This window comes from Pseudoalteromonas tunicata, from assembly GCF_002310815.1.
GTDB lineage: Bacteria > Pseudomonadota > Gammaproteobacteria > Enterobacterales > Alteromonadaceae > Pseudoalteromonas > Pseudoalteromonas tunicata.
Window position 1 is genome coordinate 2,378,129 of the sequence record NZ_CP011032.1, and the last position, 17,452, is coordinate 2,395,580.

Sequence of the window (17,452 nt, forward strand, 5' to 3'; positions counted from 1 at the left end):
ATATAAGTAATTCTACAGCCTCAACGCCGCGTTAAGGGGCGACAACGCTATGCCACCCAACTTGAGCATTGTGCCATAAACACCTAAGCCAAACTTGAAATCAAAACCGCTAAGCGTTAGGAGTCCCTCTTAAACGCTTTGTTAGCCCGAAGTCAACGTTGCAGTAGAGTTCAGAACAATATTGGGATGCTTAGACAGATTAAAGCTATGGTGTGCGATAATCGAAGGTGCATCCAAATGAGGCTTACCATGTGTTGTATGAGCATCCTCTATCAAGGTAACCTTGTAGCCTTTGCTTGCAGCACTATACGCAGTTCTATCTATACAAAACTCTGTTGAATAGCCACATACGAGAACATGCTCAATCCCTTTTTCATCTAGATACTCTTTTAGGTTTGTATCATGGAACGAGTCTGGAGTACTTTTGCGAACCTTATAGCTAGAATCATTAATTGCTAAATCTGAAAACAGTTGCCAGGCATCACTTTCTGGTTCGAGCACTCCCGGAATTTCATGTTGTATAAATACAATTTCAGTTTCAGATGAACTAGCGTAACCCAACAATTGCTTAATGTTGCTTATTACATTTTCAGATAAATATGGAGGATTGGTAGAACCAAAAACTCCATTTTGAACATCTACGACTAAAAGTGCCGATTTCATATTACTTCCTCCTAGGGCTAACGAGCCTGTAGATTTACTCGTTTTTAATTTGTTTTTATTAATCACGCAAACCATAACTTAGTTCCTATTTTGATTCAATCGTTTAGGCTGTTTTGAGGTGAGATTTTAAATCGGGGTTTTAGATGGGTTTTCTTGCGGTTTATGTGGGGGTTTTAAGGCTTTTTAAGTGTAAAAAGGGTTTCCCCTGCTTAATGCATCCTGTTTTGCAGCTTTTCTATATTATGAACCAAGCAATACAGTTGCCACTGGGCATTCACTTTCGTTTGACCACGCAAGGTCAATTTATTCATGCCTTTATTGACGGTGATATTCCGCCTTTTATTTAAAGGAAAGCAGGTTCGATACAGCCGAGTCGTTTGCTATTCCATGAATAAAAAGATGTCGTCGTCCCATTGGGCTGTCTATTTTTACTTTCATTTTGTCGATGTAACTGACTTTTTTGCGGGATTCATCATTCTTAAACTGCACTTGCCGTCCTGTTTTTATCGGTGGCTTTCGCATACATTGTTGTTGCAGTGGGCAGATTTTACAGTCTTTTAAGTAACCGCAGAATCGGGTGTATTGTTGATGATGGCTGTTGACATTGATACCACTTCGCCACATCTCATTGCCTGCGGGGCAGCGGCAGGTTTGGGTTACTTCATCATAGTGGAAGTCATCTGAGGTAAATAACCGTGGCTTGCCTTTACTGCGTTTTAATCGGCGCTTTTCTTGCTCTGTTTCGTAGGTTTCGCTCTCTTTAAACAGTGGGTTGCGTTTTCTAAATTGGTTATCGGCAATGTAAGTATCAAAGCCACTTTGCGCCATAAATTCGAGGTTCGCTTCGCTGTTAAAGCCACTGTCTGCGGTAAATTTAATGGCGTGTTTGTCTGTTTGTTTTTCAGTTTGGAGTTTATCGAGCTGCTGCTTTAATTGCTTAACAGCGGGTTGCAGTGTTTGTTGCTCGCCCACCGAACCCCACGCTTGTGCTTGCAGGATAATCTGATGTTTATCATCATTAATCGCAATGCCGTTGTAACCTTGGATGGTGCCTTTTGAGGTGGTCATTTTAGCGCTGTCTGGGTCTGTGATATTACTTTTAACCGGCTTACCTTGACTGCCTGTTTTTTCTTGATGAGTGGCGAGAAATTCAGTGATTTTAGCGGCACTTTTATCGAGCTTTTCTTTTTGCTTTAAGTCTTGTGTGACCAGCTCTTCACTTAGGCCATCTTGGGCTTGATGGCGTTCAATGATGCGTTTACTTGCGCGTTCTAGTTTTGCTTTTTTACGGCCGAGTTCATCGAACGTACCGCTCCATTATTCGTATCGTCCTGATACTCACCTTTCAGGCCAGCTTCGCTGTTCAAATTTATTCCCGCTAAATTTGTCTTTACTTGCATTCGACTTCTTTCGTTAAAATAAAGTGCCAGCCATCAATGGCAAACATGTTGCGGCCTATCAAGTCTTCTTCATCACATATCATCAGCACTTGAGTAAACAGTGGTTCAATCTGCTCGTGCATTTTAGCCACAAAGGCCGCGATTGAGGTGAAATGCGGCTGCACGTCACCCGACACACTCATGAACAAAATATTGTCTTCACACGCCTTAGCAATGCGACGACTGCTAATTAAACCATGTGCATAACCGAGTAAAATAATTTTGAGCATCACTGCAGGTGAATACGCCGCAGCACCCGTTTTATCATTGTGATACCACGCATCAAACCCCGACAAATCGAGTTTATTTTCGACAATATAACAAAGTGCATACTCAAAGGTGCCAGGCAAAATTTGCTCAGCGAAATTGATTGGAATGAATTTATTTTGGCAGGATAAGTCAGGCTTGTAGTTGGCCATAACAGGTTACCGTGGGTGAATAATATCTATTAGATCACAGACACCCAGTGGGTTCAAGGTTAAAAATCGAGCAAAGAAAGAAGTGTAGAATCAGTTCCTAAAATAAGTAATCCTACAGCCTCAACGCCCAAATAATGGGCAAAAAATAGTTGGTTAAAATAGCGACGCAGGAGCAAAACCAACTGTTTTTTGTCCTGTTAATTTGCTTGTTATGTTTTACATTCTACTATTTTTTTTGCATCTGCGATCTCATGCAGAGTTTGAATGAAAAACTCAGATGATGGTTTTAGCAACTCACAATGAGTAACATTAATATGAGGTGTTGGATAAACTTGATTATCCACTAACTTCCCACATTCAAAAGCATCCTCTCCCTGCGCATCAGCTACACAATTAGAAACTGCTTTCCAATGCTCAGAACTCTTCGTGCTACTTTTACACTCTCTATATGGTTTAGTTACTAATTGGTAAATCTCATCTCGTAGCTCAATGTACTCAGGAGTTCTTTCACACGAATCATTAGCAAAAACGTAAGAAGGTAATAAGAATATTAAAAACATTAGTCGAATTAACACTGAAGCCTCCGTAAAACATAACGCTTTAAACAGCGGAAAGCATGAGCGTAGCGAGTGATTTTCCGATGATTTAACTTGTTAGAGAGCATCTGCAACCTCCCAACCTTTATTTGTGAGCTCGAATACCTCTCCTTTGTAACCTCTAGCAGCTACAAGCCCATAGCTTAAAAGTTCTTCTAACGCCGCATCCCATTTAGCTGTTTCGCGACCACGTTCACCACCAAAAGATTCACCGCCAGCTTGTATAAGCCGACCGCTAAGAAGAGCCATTTTCAATATTGTTCCATCATCGCGATTAGAAGCTGCTTTTAATAAGGATTTGGCCTCTTGGCTTAATGAATACTGCTCATTCTGCGTTGGTATTTGCTCTGAGGTAGGAATAACTTCAACTTTTGTCACAGGCACTAAGCCGCGTAAGTATTCATTTTTAGCAAGGCAAAGTTGTAGTTGTTTTGAGAGTTTTTTCTGAAACTCCTCAAGATTATCATATGTTTCTATTAAACCTTGCGGCATCCATTTTTGTTTGATTTCTTGAACTTTAGCAAATTGTTCAGCGTCAACGCTCTGAGGAGCTACAGGCTTGGAAGAGAAATAGATCATTGCAGGCTTACCAGCGGCCACATGCTCCTCAATTTCTTCTACCGTACCACTAGAGGATTTTCCAGTTGGGGTTCCTAAACGTGTCCAAAAAACACCAATGAGTAAATCACAATTTTTTTGTATGCGCTTATTGATGAGTTCTTGGGGTCTAGTCCTGAGGGATCCCCACAATTTTATCCAAGCTACAAGCACTCACGGCAATCCTTATTTAATTGCTTGAGTGCTTCTAAAAAAGTTTTCAGTTTTATTTTATAACCAAATTTTTCGAAGTATTGCGTCCCAAAACTAAAGCTAGACAGCACGTTTCTATTCTTTATCGTATTCGCCTGAAAGCTTCTATGCACATTCAATATTTTTGCCGTTAAACCTGCTAGCCAAAGGATAAAATTAGCAATTAATGCAATCAATAATGCGACATTTAAACGGCCTTTTTCATAGCTACGACAATGACGTAAGTTCAAACCATTACTCGTGTTTTTTAAGTCTCGAAAGGACTCTTCTATCTGCATTCGCTGGCTGTAAATTTTAACCATATCTTGCGCTGAATAATTAATATTGCACAGTGAGGTAAATAATAACCATGGCTCCGTGGCGCCTTTAGCATGTTTCAAGCTTACGCTGCAGCGAATCGTTTTTCCTCGAAGATTTTTCTTTTTTCTTTGTTTAGGCTTTGATTTAAACAAGTAAAAGTGACCACTCAATGAATTGGCTTTAGCGAGTTGTGTTTCAAATAGATAAACGGGTTTTGCTGTCGCTTTAGAATAAAGTGTTTTTACTGGTAACCAACACGTATCATCTTCTGGCTTTTGATATTGTGTTTGATGCCTCACTCTACCTACAAAATCCCAACCAAATTTAAGCACTAACTTAAACCAAGGGTTGCGAAATCCTGCATCGGTAACAATGATCGGCTTGCAATCAGAAGGTAATATTGATTTAAGTGTTTTGATGAAATCCTTATGTACGCTTTGCTTCATGTATTCACATTCACGAAAACTTTGCTCATAGATTGTCATTGCTCGACCTTTAACTGGCACCGCTGCCCGTAATAAATGAAACTCGCCACAGGGTGTTAACCCAGACCAATCAATCGTCACGCATGGGCGTCTAATTTGACCAATCACGCGGTGAGTGATTTCTTGGTAATAGTGGTAGCGGGCGAACTGGACGCGAGGGTTGCCAAATAACCTATCTATTCGTTTAATATTGTGTTTAACCTTCGCATTGCTCTTTAGCTTTCTTCCCAAAGCAGCAATGGATAAGAACTTATGTTGGCAGAGTGTTGCTGCTGCTTTCATTAATGTGCAGTGGTTACGCTTATCAATAACACCTACTGTATTAGAAAATGTTTTATGTAATAATTTATTTAAGTGCATAGTCGATTTAGTATGTAATTTCTTTGGTCGGAAAAAGCATATAAGATCAAAATTAGCTATGCACTTCACTTCAACTATTTTTTTTATATTATCTTATTGATTTATATTATCAAATTGTGGGGATTCGTCAGGGTCTAGTCCCCAACTCTGGAGATGAGTGAGTCTCCCAACCAATTCCAGCCAGCATGACATTTGAAATTTCAGCGTTTACATCATTCCAATCATGAATGATTTCACGAATGAGTTCTCGTTCTTCTGCAACATCACCTGGTGAAGCGATCATCACAGGAATAACTGTGGCATGATATGCCATTATGCTCTCCTTTGCTCTCTAACGCCGCAAATAAACGGCTAAAAATAGTTGGCTATAATTGTGAGGCACGAACAAAGCCAACTGTTTTTTGTCCGCACTTTTTAATTTGCTTTGTTATAAGTTTTATTAAAAATCTGGTGGCGGGGGAGGTCCTGGCTCTTTAGCTGGCGTATTAACATTGAGTAACTCCCTTAAGGTATACTCTCGATTTGGCCCACAGAAAGCCACACCTCTTTCTGTACTTTCTCGATAGCTTACATAAATTTTAACTTTATCAATATCACCTTCTTTTATTGATATATCGGAAGTTGAATAATCAGGATAATACCACCGAGTCATAAAGTTAATGTAAGAGCCAAAAACACCTTCGATATGAACGTAAACATTATTGATTGCTACTGACTCAACTTCATTTGGGAAGTTTAAATTCAGCGATAACATCCCTTTGAACTCTTGAAACTCTGATACGTAAGCAAACGATTCTTTTTCTTTCGCCTCTTTTTCAGCCGTGCAAGCCAATACATAAGGAGAAAGAAAAATTAACAAAAATATAGCGAGCTTCATCATACCTTCAAAACTTATAACGAGCCTGTAGATTTACTCGTTTTTAATTTGTTTTTATTAATCAGCAAACCATAACTGAGTTCCTATTTTGATTCAATCGTTTAGGCTGTTTTTAGGTGAGATTTTAAATCGGGGTTTTAGATGGGTTTTCTTGCGGTTTATGTGGGGGTTTTGAGCCCTTTTTAAGTGTAAAAAGGGTTTCCCCTGCTTAATGCATCCTGTTTTGCAGCTTTTCTAGATTATAAACAAGGCAATACAGTTGCCACTGGGCATTCACTTTCGTTTGACCACGCAAGGTCAATTTATTCATGCCTTTATTGACGGTGATATTCCGCCTTTTATTTAAAGGAAAGCAGGTTCGATACAGCCTAGTCGTTTGCCATTCCTTGAATAAAAAGGTGTCGTCGTCCCATTGGGCTGTCTATTTTTACTTCATTTTGTCGATGTAACTGACTTTTTTGCGTGATCCATCATTTTTAAATTGCATTTTCCTGCCTGTTTTTATTGGTGGTTTTCGCATACATTGCTGTTGCAATGGGCAGATTTTACAGTCTTTTAAGTAACCGCAGAATCGGGTGTATTGTTGATGATGGCTGTTGACATTGATACCACTTCGCCACATCTCATTGCCTGCGGGGCAGCGGCAGGTTTGGGTTACTTCATCATAGTGGAAGTCATCCGAGGTAAATAACCGTGGCTTGCCTTTACTGCGTTTTAATCGGCGCTTTTCTTGCTCTGTTTCGTAGGTTTCGCTCTCTTTAAACAGCGGATTGCGTTTTCTAAATTGGTTATCGGCTATGTAACTATCAAAGCCACTTTGCGCCATAAATTCGAGGTTCGCTTCGCTGTTAAAGCCACTGTCTGCGGTGAATTTGATGGCCTGTTCCTTTGACGTTCGGTTTGCGTTGAGTTTAGCGAGTTGTTGTTTTAATTGATTAACGGCTGGCTGCAAGGTTTGTTGCTCGCCCACCGAACCCCACGCTTGTGCTTGCAGGATAATCTGGTGTTTATCATCATTAATCGCAATGCCGTTGTAACCTTGGATGGTGCCTTTTGAGGTGGTCATTTTAGCGCTGTCTGGGTCTGTGATATTACTTTTAACCGGCTTACCTTGACTGCCTGTTTTTTCTTGATGAGTGGCGAGAAATTCAGTGATTTTAGCGGCACTTTTATCGAGCTTTTCTTTTTGCTTTAAGTCTTGTGTGACTAGTTCTTCACTTAATCCATCTTGGGCTTGATGGCGCTCAATAATGCGTTTGCTTGCCCGTTCTAGTTTTGCTTTTTTACGGCCGAGTTCATCGAACGTACCACTCCATTATTCGTATCGTCCTGATACTCACCTTTCAGGCCAGCTTCGCTGTTCAAATTTATTCCCGCTAAATTTGTCTTTACTTGCATTCGACTTCTTTCGTTAAAATAAAGTGCCAGCCATCAATGGCAAACATATTACGGCCTATTAAGCCTTCTTCGTCGCATATCATCAGCACTTGCGTAAATAATGGTTCAATCTGCTCGTGCATTTTAGCCACAAAACCCGCTATTGATGTGAAATGCGGCTGCACGTCACCCGCTATTTCTTGCAAAAGAGTCTCATAAATAAAATATTGTTTTCACACGCCTTAGCAATACGCCGACTGCTAATTAAACCATGCGCATATCCGAGTAAAATAATTTTGAGCATCACTGAAGGCGAATACGCCGCAGCTCCTGTTTTATCGTTGTTGTACCATGCATCAAACCCCGTTAAATCGAGTTTATTTTCAACAATATAACAAAGGGCATACTCAAAGGTGCCTGGCAATATTTGCTCAGCGAAATTGATAGGAATGAATTTATTTTGGCAGGATAAGTCAGGCTTATAGTTGGCCATAACACGTTACCGTGGGTGAATAATATCTATTAGATCACAGACACCCAGTGGGTTCAAGGTTAAAATTTGAGCAAGTAAAAAAGTGTAGAATTAGTTCCTAAAATAAGTAATTCTACAGCCTCAACGCCTCGTTAAGCGGCGAGAAATAGTTGGCTATAATTTGTGAGGCACGAACAAAAGCCAACTGTTTTTTGTCCGTTTAAACGACTTGTATGGATAATAAACCCATCAAATTATTCTTTTAAACCGAGTTCGGGTAATGTGAGACCCAGGCTTTAGCTGCAACTAAAGCTCTCTTTTGTGGTAGTTCGATTGAGCGATGGATCCTCTGTTGAGAGACCGATAACAAGAATGAACGCCACAAAAGACTCCAAGCATCACACTCGAATAGTCTACTGGGTCTCGAACCCGCATTATGCAAGCAAGAGTTAGCTTATTATGAAAACAAATACTAATCAAAACATTAATGTCGGTGTCGATACCGGCAAATTTCAACTCGATATTTATATTCGCCCTCTTGATATCTATTTCACCGTTAAGAACGATGAAAAAGGGATTGCAGAGGCTATTAAAAAAATCAAAATTCACTCTCCAAACCGCATCATTATTGAAGCCACTGGCCGCCTTGAAATGCCCTTTATTATTGCATGTGCAAAGGCCAATTTACCCTTTGTCATTGCCAACCCAATACACATAAAACGCTTTGCTGGCGCCATTGGTCAACGCGCTAAAACCGATAAGCTAGATGCACAGTTAATTGCACATTATGGCGAGGCAATTAAACCCACACTCTCCACCCTAAAGCCTGACATTATGCAGACTATGAGTGATTTGGTTGCCAGAAGAAATCAGCTGTTAGTCATGCAAACGATGGAAAAAAACCGCCTGCAAATTTTACCAAAAGAGCTGATTTCAACCATCAAACCTATTTTAACGGCCTTTAAAAATCAGATTAAAAAAATTGAAAATAAAATTCTAAAACTCATTGAATCATGCCCTGAATATTCAGCCAAAAACACGATCCTGCAAAGCATGAAAGGCATTGGTAAAATTGCCGCTGCCTCCATCATCAGTAACTTACCTGAGCTTGGCTATATGTCGAATAAAGAAGCCGGTGCATTGGTTGGCGTTGCGCCTATGAATCGCGAAAGTGGCCGCTATAAAGGGCTTCGAAAAATTCAAGGTGGGCGGCATCAAGTACGCACCGTTTTATACATGGCGATGATGTCAGCCATCCAATCAAACCCTGTTTTTAAATCAACTTATCAGCGATTAGTTGCTGCTGGGAAACCGAAAAAAGTAGCGCTTATTGCGTGTGTCAGGAAGATGATTGTGATCTTAAATTCGATGCTCAGAGACGGAGTAATGTGGGAAGCGCCAAAAGTTTAAAATTAGCTATTGACGCCATAGTCTCTTGTTATACGTTTTTATTGCACCACTACTTGTTTAATTCATTAGCAATATCTGAAGGTTTCCATTTCACTTCCGTATGAGGTATTTTCCTTAATTGGTTTGGCACTCCGCCATTCGAGTTAGGAAAACTAGACACTACAATTTTAAGTCCCTTAGACATTGCAAGAACAACTTCTCTATTGATCCAAGGGCTATTATGGTTATTATTTCCTACCACAAAAAATGCAGAATCACAGCCAGACATAACATTTTTAATTTCATTATCTATAGCAGCGTCTCCATATGCCGAAACATCATTTTCGACAAAAATAAAATTACCTCTTACTGGACCTCCATATGATTGTGTGAAACTTTTAATACTACGACTCATTTCTCGATCATTAAAATTGTAAGAAACGAAAATTCGATTTGCCACTTTATACTCCTTTATATAATTAAAAATTAACACGCTTGCTAAGTGCTACAAATAGTTTACTAAAACTTGTGAAGAACGGAAAATTAGCTCTGTTTTCTGTTCGAGGAACTTATTAAACATTTTTTCTTGCAGTCCATTGTGTGTGCTCTCGTGAAAAAGCTGACTCGCTACTAACAACAAAGTTCGATAAAGCTTTATCAGAGTCGACTAATTCGGCTTCACTTTTAATTAACACAATTTCATGTGCAGCTAATGAGTATGACGAATTCAATTCATTGTGTTTTTTAGCTTGAAGCCAAGTTAAAACTGCACTTGCCCCGGTAGCGACGACTTCAATTGGTAATGATAATGCTGGGTTTGTAATGCGCCATAACAAAAGTCCGATAGCGATTGCATGCAATACTACTGAAGCAATAAACCATTGTTTTGCTCTGCGTTTATTGAATAAGGATTTTTTTGCATACCAGTTAGCTTGATCTTTCACTCTTTCATTTTTATAAATATTCAACCGTTCTTCGAAGGGTAAATTACGAATGTTCAACATCTGAATTGAAATAGTGTCTCCATTATTTTTATCTGACTGCAAATGAGCTGATAAGGATCGGTTTTGGTCAAGAATTGACTTTAAATCCAACAAGAACTCTTTTCTACTCTGTTCGTTTGGGACATCGTCATCATAAGGTTCAGCTTTCATGATCCACCGCCAAGTTCTTGTTTTAACAGATTCAGCAACGGCTCTTCCGTTATACCAAATATCCTCTGGCTTTTGGACTTTAAGCCAAATTAATATGCATAAGGTAATCAAAAACAATGATACTGATGCTAGGGCGCCAATCAAATCAGTTGGATAGTAAAATGAAATTAGTGCAGCAGCTACCAATAAAAAAAGATAACTTTTAAGAGCAAAGTAATAACTTAATTGTGCAGTTAGAGATGCATGATCTGCGGCTTGAAATAACGCAGGAAAATTTTCGTCACCTAGCTTAAATTTAGACACTATTTATACCCTAAGCTTGTGTAAATATGCTCAAGGTAATGATAATTGTCATTATCGTTAGCCATGCTGTAGTTTTCGATAGCATAAGCAATTATCTTAGGCAAAAAAGGAACAAAAATAGCACCTATATCACGTATTATTGGTGGGCAGGTTTCCTTAACCATATAACGTGAACCATCCAAATTTACACCTATGATTGTACAACCTTTTTCAATAGCAACTTCAGCTTCCCAACGGACATATTTATGCCGACTTCTAGTGTCTTTCCCAATAAGCATTAAATACTTACCAGCCATATTGATACGCTCACGGCACTTTCTTTTGATATACACTTCACTTTGTGAGTTCAAAGCACTATTTAACTGGCAGTCGGCAAAATTAAAATCAATATTACTATTCGCTTTCCATGCTTGCATTAACCTGTAGTTATGAATGTCTGTACTACTAAAACCTACAAATGCTCTTGCTAACCCCATTGTATTCCCCATAAGTTTAACTGATGATTAGTTGCTTAAAACGTATAACGCCGCCATCAACTGCGTAGCAAGCTGGCGCGCCTTTATGCGGAACGCATAAAGCGTGACAGTTTGCGGAGTCAGATTGCATGGCCTTGTTAGGCATTCAACTTTCTTTTATAACAACAAAATCAATAAATTTACCTAAAAGATCTTCTGCATGAGGGGCTGGCATGATTTCATTGTTTTCATCTTTAATAAAACCATCTACTCCCTTTAAGAGCCTGTAGATCGCAGCTCTACGATAAACAACTCTTTGATAGTCCGGGTGACTCCTATCATATCTATCGGGATACCTTCCATCATGCCTCTCGGGATGCCTTTCATGTGATCGAGCCTCTGGATTAAGGCCTTTACGAACAACTTTTTTAAGCTTTTCTTTATCAGAAAGTGTTTCTTTTGCTTCAGCAACTGGGACTAATCCATCATCAATATAAGATTCAAATAAAAACTCATGTTTATCTGTAATATCCTCTTTTATGTATAACTTATATTGCTTAATGACTTTTCTACGTTTTCTTTTTGAGAAGAAATCCGATGCGATAGCAATTGGAGCAATCATTAAAATAATTGAAAAAATGAAACCAAAAAAGTAGATAGGTATACGTGCTAGATGAACAAAGATATCGCCTGCAATAACTTTACTCCAGAAAGAAATTTCCTCTTCAGAGTCTATAGATTTTGTTAGCCTTATTTCCCTTACTCCAGCAATTTTCCCAAGGACATTCAGCTCAACATCGGAGCCAGCCGAATGCAAAGCTAATACTTTTATCGTATAACTTTCACCATGTTCAAGGATGATTCCAGGAAGTAATATACTCCTTTCTGTATCAATAATAGGTAAAGCAGAGGACTTTAAGTAATCATTGGTTGAGCTGACCTGTTCAGACTTTAAAAACTTTCCATCTTTGATTGTTAGATTCAGAGGATATTTATCATCGTAATACCCCTTTAGAATCGGGGCTCCACCATCATTCTTAATTCTCAAGAATACGACTGATAATGTCTGGTTTAAGCTTTTGATATCTACGTCACCATAAAAGACCTTTAATTCATTCATATCCTCTTTAACATCAAGAACATTAGTATCATTTAAGACTTCAACAATAAGCTCAGGATTATCTACACGAAAAAACTCCGTATATATTGTAAGACTACCTAAAATTGCTGCCAGCATGAATCCGAGAAATGACCATGCAAATCTCTTGTCTAGATTGTTGAAAGATGAAATTACGGTCATCTATGAAATTCTCTCCTTTATTATTTGCCTAACGAGACTGTAGAATTTCTATTTTTATAAATTTGGCCATTTTTTTGACCTCCTGTATCGCTTTCTAAGCGATTATCTCGTACTAAGCAATGCATTTGAGACCCCTTAAATCACCTAAAAACTTGACCAAATTAGTAATTCTACAGCCTCAACGCCTCAATCAGAGGCAAAAATCAGTTGGTTAAAATTAGCGACGCAGGAGCAAAACCAACTGTTTTTTGTCCTGCTGAATTGACTTGTTAGCCTTTAATTATACGAGGTACTCATTAGAACTAAATCCTCATCTTTACTAAAAGTAAAAAACATACGCATACTTTTATATTTAAGAACATAAATCTCTTGCTCCGAATCTTGCACTTTTTTTACATCAGGGCGAGATTTGAAAGTTTTAGGCTCAAGGGTTTGTAATAATTGACTTACTTCATAAAGAGTAATTTTCGAATTATCTTTTTTTAATTCACTGGCACATTTTTCGGAAACTAATAAATTCATCTGGTTTTTACCTTTAAATCTTTTAATAAGTCAGTAACATTAATCAAATTGGCTTGCTTAGGGTCATCCTTAACCAAAGCTGCATAACCATCTAATTTAGTTTTTCTTATATGCCCGATACAATGAGCGTCGTCGGTAAACCTCAAAATGTTTTCATCATGTTTTAAAAAAATTAAATGAATGAGAATCCAAATTACACTAGTAACCAGAAGCCCCCAAAAGGAAAATGTTTTATATGTTAACGCCCAATCAATTACTCCGTCAGGAGTGATTTCAGTTGCAAATAGGCTTGATAGGACACCAATAATAATAGTCAAAACCAAAGTTATTATTAGGCGAACTCTTGGTGAGTTCATTAGTTATCTCCAATGTTCCGATTTTAAAGGCTAACGCTCGCATTTGCGGCTGGTTTGAAGCGCAGCGGAAAACCAGTCCGACAACATGCGCTTGTTAAGCCTAGCGTTTCAGAGTGGCTAGACTATATGGATTTTATATTTTTCAATAAACGCCTGTCTATCTGAGTCAGTAGGTGGATTATCATTTGTGAATCTGGATATGTCTCTAATAAAACCCTCTGAAGGGCCTGATGGAGCATTGATGACGAGCAAATGACTGTCTGTAATGGCCTTAAAACGCCTTTTTACGTTAGGACCTGCAATGACAAGGTCACCTGCATTTGCAACAAATTCGTCGTTTTCTACACCAAACTCAATTTCTCCTGAAATTAGATAAAAGATCTCATCATCAATTTCATGGAAGTGCCAAGGAGCCTGATTCCCTTTGGGAAGTTTGCTATCAAAAATAGAAACTCTGTTATCAGTATCAGAACCAGATGCAAGAATGGAAGTAATTTCACCTTGGTCAAGATTGTATCTTTCGGCATTGCCGGCTTTGACGTGCTTATATCTCATTTTATATTCCCGATTTATCAAAGAGGCTTAACGCTTACAGCACGCGCCAAATACCGGAACTTTGATTTTGTGCGAGTATTTTCCCGCACAAAATCGAAGTGGAGAGTATTTGGTCGCCGTGCCTGTGATTGTTATGTTTTTATGCATTATACACGTAGCCTTTTCTGCCATATGTAGAAAAATGGAGCTGACAAAGCAACGAACACAACTGAAGTTGAATATAGGCCAAATAGAGGTTTGATAAATATACCTACAGCATGAGCCAGAACAATAACAAACAGTCCTTTGCCGCCGCCAAGCGATGGATCAGATGGATCTACAAAGGCTGTAAATACTGCAAAAACTAGAGCGATGGCTGCATAAGCAAAGTAACTCCATGTAATGATTTTATCCTTCACCAAGCTTTACTCCATGCCAGCGAAATTTCACGATTAAACATAACGCCCCGCGCATGCGCGCGAACGTGTGAGCGTCGCAGGGGCCGTAGGCCCCGAATGACGCGGATTGTTAGGGATTGGCCGAATGCTGCTGTTTAATTTTTGCATAACAAAACTCGCATACAAGACTGAAATTATTAAATGCTCTGAACGCTTCAGTCATTTCACCTTCGCTAAGAAAAAACTCCTCACAAGCACCACACCAAGCTTGCAAGTCATCAGGCTCGGGGCTGTTTTCAACGAAACCCAAAACACCTTCTGTTTTCTGCAACAAATGGCAACATACGACAGCAGAGTTCACCGTACCATGTGTACCGCATTTTATGGTTGGATTATCAGTCTGAGCCATCATCATCCCTAACGCCCAAATTTAGCGCGGAAAGCCGCGCAGCGGGTTGACGTCGCAGCCAGCGCTTTTTGCTGGCGATAAAATTTGTTTGTTATGTGTTTTTACTTTTGTCTCTGCGACCTAGCCAACTCCACGTTAATTTGGCCGTAATCACTGACAAAATAAAACTGAATGGCACAATTACTAATAAACCCACCAATCCGAGCCCATAATCTTCAGAAAGCGCCTCTCTATTTGGCGCACCTACTTTTTCCATATGCAGCTCTATGTACCATTCACTAATCAAATGCTCAAAGCAAATGAAGCTAAATACCAGTACAGCCAAACTTATAAATATTCTTAGAATCATAGAAACACATAACGCCTGCCACAGCGGTGAGTTAAACTGGCAGTTTTTGTGCGGTTCCTTGCACAAAAAGTGACAGTTTGACGAGTCCGTTGCTGGCACTTGTTATGTGCTTGCACCGTTGACCTCCTGATATAGTACAGAAGGAATACCTGCCTTTTTGTATTTGTATTGAGTGAGCTTATTAATATCAGGTTTAAAGCTAACTTGACCACAAGCATAAACGTTATTTGTTAAGTTTTGGACAATCAGTTCACAAAAATCTGCCCATTCATTGTTATATTCGTTTCGTTCTACTTCTTTGAGAAAGTAACTCATTCCTCCGGCTAACCAAAAGAGAGTAAGAGCAGTACCCAAATCACAGTACTCATTAATTGCAATCGCGGTAGGTAATTTCATACCTTCATTCCAATTATATGAGATAGCACATTGCTGAAGAAAGCATGGGTTACTCGATGCTTTTGCAATAGAAACGATCTTATCAATATCTTCTTCATATTGAATTTGATCTATTTGTTTTTTCTCGATTTCACTAATCATGGGTGCACATAACGCCCGCAACACCGGACGGATTTGAGTTGGCTGCGGTTTTGCGGCCCTTTTGCAAAAACGAAGACAGCTTAAATACGGTCCGCGTGCTTGCGTTTGTTAGTTGGCGAACACAAGATGGTTGGTTGAACCACTTTGCGAGCGCTAGCGAAGCCACTGCCTGATAGAAATTAATATTAACCTGTAATAACCCGCCGAATCCACACAGCTTTAACGGATGCGACAGGAACAAAACTGCCTAATTGTTAAACGATTAAATACTTTCCGACAACGATTTGAATATAAAATTAAACGTGTAGATAAACCCGATACATTACTTCTTAGAGCCCACTAACGCTTATTCGACGGAACTTTCCGTATTTAAAAACGGACTTTTCCGTAGTTGTAAATTTATTTGGCAATACATTAACCAAAAAACTCACTACAGACAACACGTTATAAAATTAATTTTATAACGTTAAGTGAAAATACGGAAACATCCGTCTAACAAGAGCGGCTTGACATTTTTTGAATAACTGTATACTTAAACAGTGGTTATTAGTGGAGTATAAAAATGCCAACGCAATCACCTTTTTTAGACTTCGTAACTGAAGAGATGTACAAACGCCGCTATGCTAAGCGCACGGTGGAAACGTATTTACATTGGATCCGTTTTTATATTTTATTTCATAAAAAGCGGCACCCTAAAGACTTAGCGGAGCAACATGTAGATCAATTTTTAACCTACCTTGCAGTCAATCGGCATGTTGCAGTGCAAACACAAGCATTGGCACTAAATGCACTCAGTTTTTTGTATAAAGAGATTTTACAGCGGCCGTTATCACTTAACCTTAATTTTAATCAATCAAGTAAGCCGAGAAAACTGCCTGTTGTATTAACCAAAGACGAAATCAAACGTCTGTTAAGAGAAATTGATCCTGGCTATTTGCTACTGGCGCAATTGTTATATGGTAGCGGTTTGCGGTTAATGGAGGCGGTGCGGTTACGGGTTGCGGCCATTGATTTTGATTACCTATCCATCATGGTAAAGGTGGTAAGCACCGTCGGGTGACCTTAGCGCCTGAGCTGGTGCCGGCATTAAAACGCCAAACTTCCTTGGTCGAGGCTTATTATCAGCAAGATCTGGAAACTGCAGATTATGCTGGGGTTTGGTTACCTTTTGCTTTAGCCCGAAAATATCCCAGTGCGCCAAAAGAGCTTGGCTGGCAGTATTTATTTCCATCCGGCAAACTAAGCATTGATCCTGATTCTACATTGCTGCGTCGCCATCATATTGATGAGTCAGGTTTGCAAAAGGCAGTCAAGAGTGCCTCCCGCAAAGCGGCTATCGGCAAGCATGTTAGCTGCCACACTTTACGCCACTCTTTCGCCACCCACTTGTTACAAGCGGGTATGGATATCCGCACTGTGCAAGAGCAGCTAGGGCATTCCGATGTAAAAACCACGCAAATTTATACTCATGTGCTAAAGCAAGGAGGCAATGCCGTGCAAAGCCCACTATCGCAACTACTGTAAGCTAACCTAAAGCTTGTAACAGACTCGCTAAGTAAGGAGTTTTAGTCATTCATAGTAAGTGAGAAGCGCAAACAACATGATCTTTACGTTGTACACATACTTAAGGACTGTCAATCTTAATGAATTTAAAACAACAACTTAAATAATACGGTTTTTACCAAAATTAGTCTGTTCTGATCTTTTTTTGCCTTTGATCATAAAAAGTAACACTTAACTTCAACCCCTATTTCACATTTTTAAATGCGATAATCAGCAAGGTTACTGATAAACTTCATAATAGACAATAAGATACAAATCTGATTTTCTTACAACTTATTACAAGCACACTATTTTATACCGATGAAAAAGCGGCCGAGCTTTGCTCGCCTTCGCAAGCAGGCTTGCACCTACAACCAATTTCAAAGCTCACACTGATGCCAACAAA

General features: G+C 39.2%; 20 protein-coding genes and 3 pseudogenes. 2 read left to right on the plus strand and 21 right to left on the minus strand.

The genetic code is table 11. The annotated features are described in order from the left end of the window. Nucleotides 1–141 precede the first annotated feature (141 nt). The 10 genes and pseudogenes from PTUN_RS10795 to PTUN_RS10845 form a co-directional block, all read right to left on the minus strand. Nucleotides 142–738, minus strand: a complete 597-nt coding sequence (locus tag PTUN_RS10795; RefSeq protein WP_198347086.1) for a cysteine hydrolase family protein — start codon at nucleotides 736–738, stop codon at nucleotides 142–144. 134 nt (nucleotides 739–872) lie between these two features. Then, a pseudogene (locus PTUN_RS22660) lies at nucleotides 873–2,521 on the minus strand (transposase). A 209-nt stretch (nucleotides 2,522–2,730) separates the two neighbouring features. Next, nucleotides 2,731–3,096, minus strand: coding sequence for a hypothetical protein (locus PTUN_RS10810; RefSeq protein WP_040644177.1), 366 nt, complete (start codon nucleotides 3,094–3,096; stop codon nucleotides 2,731–2,733). Between the two features lie 78 nt (nucleotides 3,097–3,174). After that, the gene (locus PTUN_RS10815; RefSeq protein ID WP_009840322.1) at nucleotides 3,175–3,888 is read right to left on the minus strand and encodes a hypothetical protein; all 714 of its coding nucleotides are present in this window, start codon (nucleotides 3,886–3,888) and stop codon (nucleotides 3,175–3,177) included. After that, nucleotides 3,879–5,072 carry an IS4-like element ISPtu1 family transposase gene (locus PTUN_RS10820; protein ID WP_009840323.1) on the minus strand — a complete coding sequence of 398 codons (1,194 nt, stop codon included), beginning with the start codon at nucleotides 5,070–5,072 and terminating at the stop codon, nucleotides 3,879–3,881. The genes PTUN_RS10815 and PTUN_RS10820 overlap by 10 nt, the downstream gene beginning before the upstream one ends. Before the next feature lie 127 nt (nucleotides 5,073–5,199). Then, nucleotides 5,200–5,385, minus strand: a complete 186-nt coding sequence (locus PTUN_RS10825; protein ID WP_009840324.1) for a hypothetical protein — start codon at nucleotides 5,383–5,385, stop codon at nucleotides 5,200–5,202. 126 nt (nucleotides 5,386–5,511) lie between these two features. Then, nucleotides 5,512–5,952, minus strand: a complete 441-nt coding sequence (locus PTUN_RS10830; protein WP_157579396.1) for a hypothetical protein — start codon at nucleotides 5,950–5,952, stop codon at nucleotides 5,512–5,514. Nucleotides 5,953–6,157: 205 nt separating this feature from the next. Then, nucleotides 6,158–7,015 (minus strand): annotated as a pseudogene (locus tag PTUN_RS22510) (transposase). 322 nt (nucleotides 7,016–7,337) lie between these two features. Further along, the gene (locus PTUN_RS10840) at nucleotides 7,338–7,532 is read right to left on the minus strand and encodes a hypothetical protein (protein ID WP_009840328.1); all 195 of its coding nucleotides are present in this window, start codon (nucleotides 7,530–7,532) and stop codon (nucleotides 7,338–7,340) included. Then, nucleotides 7,520–7,819, minus strand: a complete 300-nt coding sequence (locus tag PTUN_RS10845; protein ID WP_009840329.1) for a transposase — start codon at nucleotides 7,817–7,819, stop codon at nucleotides 7,520–7,522. The genes PTUN_RS10840 and PTUN_RS10845 overlap by 13 nt, the downstream gene beginning before the upstream one ends. 438 nt (nucleotides 7,820–8,257) lie before the next feature. Between PTUN_RS10845 and PTUN_RS10850 the strand changes: the two genes are divergently transcribed. Next, a complete protein-coding gene (locus PTUN_RS10850; protein ID WP_009840330.1) occupies nucleotides 8,258–9,208 on the plus strand; it encodes an IS110-like element ISPtu2 family transposase in 951 nt (316 codons plus the stop codon). 49 nt (nucleotides 9,209–9,257) lie between these two features. Here PTUN_RS10850 and PTUN_RS10855 read toward each other — a convergent pair whose 3' ends face one another. The 11 genes from PTUN_RS10855 to PTUN_RS10900 form a co-directional block, all read right to left on the minus strand. After that, on the minus strand, nucleotides 9,258–9,647 hold the full coding sequence (locus PTUN_RS10855) for a TIR domain-containing protein (RefSeq protein WP_069358453.1): 390 nt from the start codon (nucleotides 9,645–9,647) through the stop codon (nucleotides 9,258–9,260). A gap of 112 nt (nucleotides 9,648–9,759) precedes the next feature. After that, nucleotides 9,760–10,644, minus strand: a complete 885-nt coding sequence (locus PTUN_RS10860) for a DUF4231 domain-containing protein (protein ID WP_009840332.1) — start codon at nucleotides 10,642–10,644, stop codon at nucleotides 9,760–9,762. Further along, nucleotides 10,644–11,120 (minus strand): TIR domain-containing protein, encoded by a 477-nt coding sequence (locus PTUN_RS10865; RefSeq protein ID WP_009840333.1) that lies wholly within the window; start codon nucleotides 11,118–11,120, stop codon nucleotides 10,644–10,646. Before PTUN_RS10865 ends, PTUN_RS10860 begins: the two co-directional genes overlap by 1 nt. A 145-nt stretch (nucleotides 11,121–11,265) precedes the next feature. Further along, entirely contained in the window at nucleotides 11,266–12,399 is a 1,134-nt protein-coding gene (locus tag PTUN_RS10870) for a hypothetical protein (protein ID WP_009840334.1), read from the minus strand. 276 nt (nucleotides 12,400–12,675) lie between these two features. Then, nucleotides 12,676–12,921: a hypothetical protein gene (locus PTUN_RS10875; protein ID WP_009840335.1), complete on the minus strand. Its 246-nt coding sequence runs from the start codon at nucleotides 12,919–12,921 to the stop codon at nucleotides 12,676–12,678. Beyond that, nucleotides 12,918–13,277, minus strand: a complete 360-nt coding sequence (locus PTUN_RS10880; protein WP_009840336.1) for a hypothetical protein — start codon at nucleotides 13,275–13,277, stop codon at nucleotides 12,918–12,920. Before PTUN_RS10880 ends, PTUN_RS10875 begins: the two co-directional genes overlap by 4 nt. 117 nt (nucleotides 13,278–13,394) lie before the next feature. Further along, on the minus strand, nucleotides 13,395–13,832 hold the full coding sequence (locus PTUN_RS10885) for a cupin domain-containing protein (RefSeq protein ID WP_009840337.1): 438 nt from the start codon (nucleotides 13,830–13,832) through the stop codon (nucleotides 13,395–13,397). 146 nt (nucleotides 13,833–13,978) lie between these two features. Beyond that, entirely contained in the window at nucleotides 13,979–14,230 is a 252-nt protein-coding gene (locus tag PTUN_RS10890) for a hypothetical protein (RefSeq protein ID WP_009840338.1), read from the minus strand. Between the two features lie 109 nt (nucleotides 14,231–14,339). Next, nucleotides 14,340–14,624, minus strand: coding sequence for a hypothetical protein (locus tag PTUN_RS10895; RefSeq protein ID WP_009840339.1), 285 nt, complete (start codon nucleotides 14,622–14,624; stop codon nucleotides 14,340–14,342). Between the two features lie 85 nt (nucleotides 14,625–14,709). Beyond that, complete coding sequence (locus PTUN_RS21805) at nucleotides 14,710–14,874, minus strand: hypothetical protein (protein ID WP_009840340.1); 165 nt, start codon at nucleotides 14,872–14,874, stop codon at nucleotides 14,710–14,712. Between the two features lie 195 nt (nucleotides 14,875–15,069). Next, nucleotides 15,070–15,504: a DUF4274 domain-containing protein gene (locus tag PTUN_RS10900; RefSeq protein WP_009840341.1), complete on the minus strand. Its 435-nt coding sequence runs from the start codon at nucleotides 15,502–15,504 to the stop codon at nucleotides 15,070–15,072. 562 nt (nucleotides 15,505–16,066) lie between these two features. Here PTUN_RS10900 and PTUN_RS10905 point away from each other — a divergent pair. After that, nucleotides 16,067–17,028 (plus strand): annotated as a pseudogene (locus PTUN_RS10905) (integron integrase). Nucleotides 17,029–17,452 lie beyond the last annotated feature (424 nt).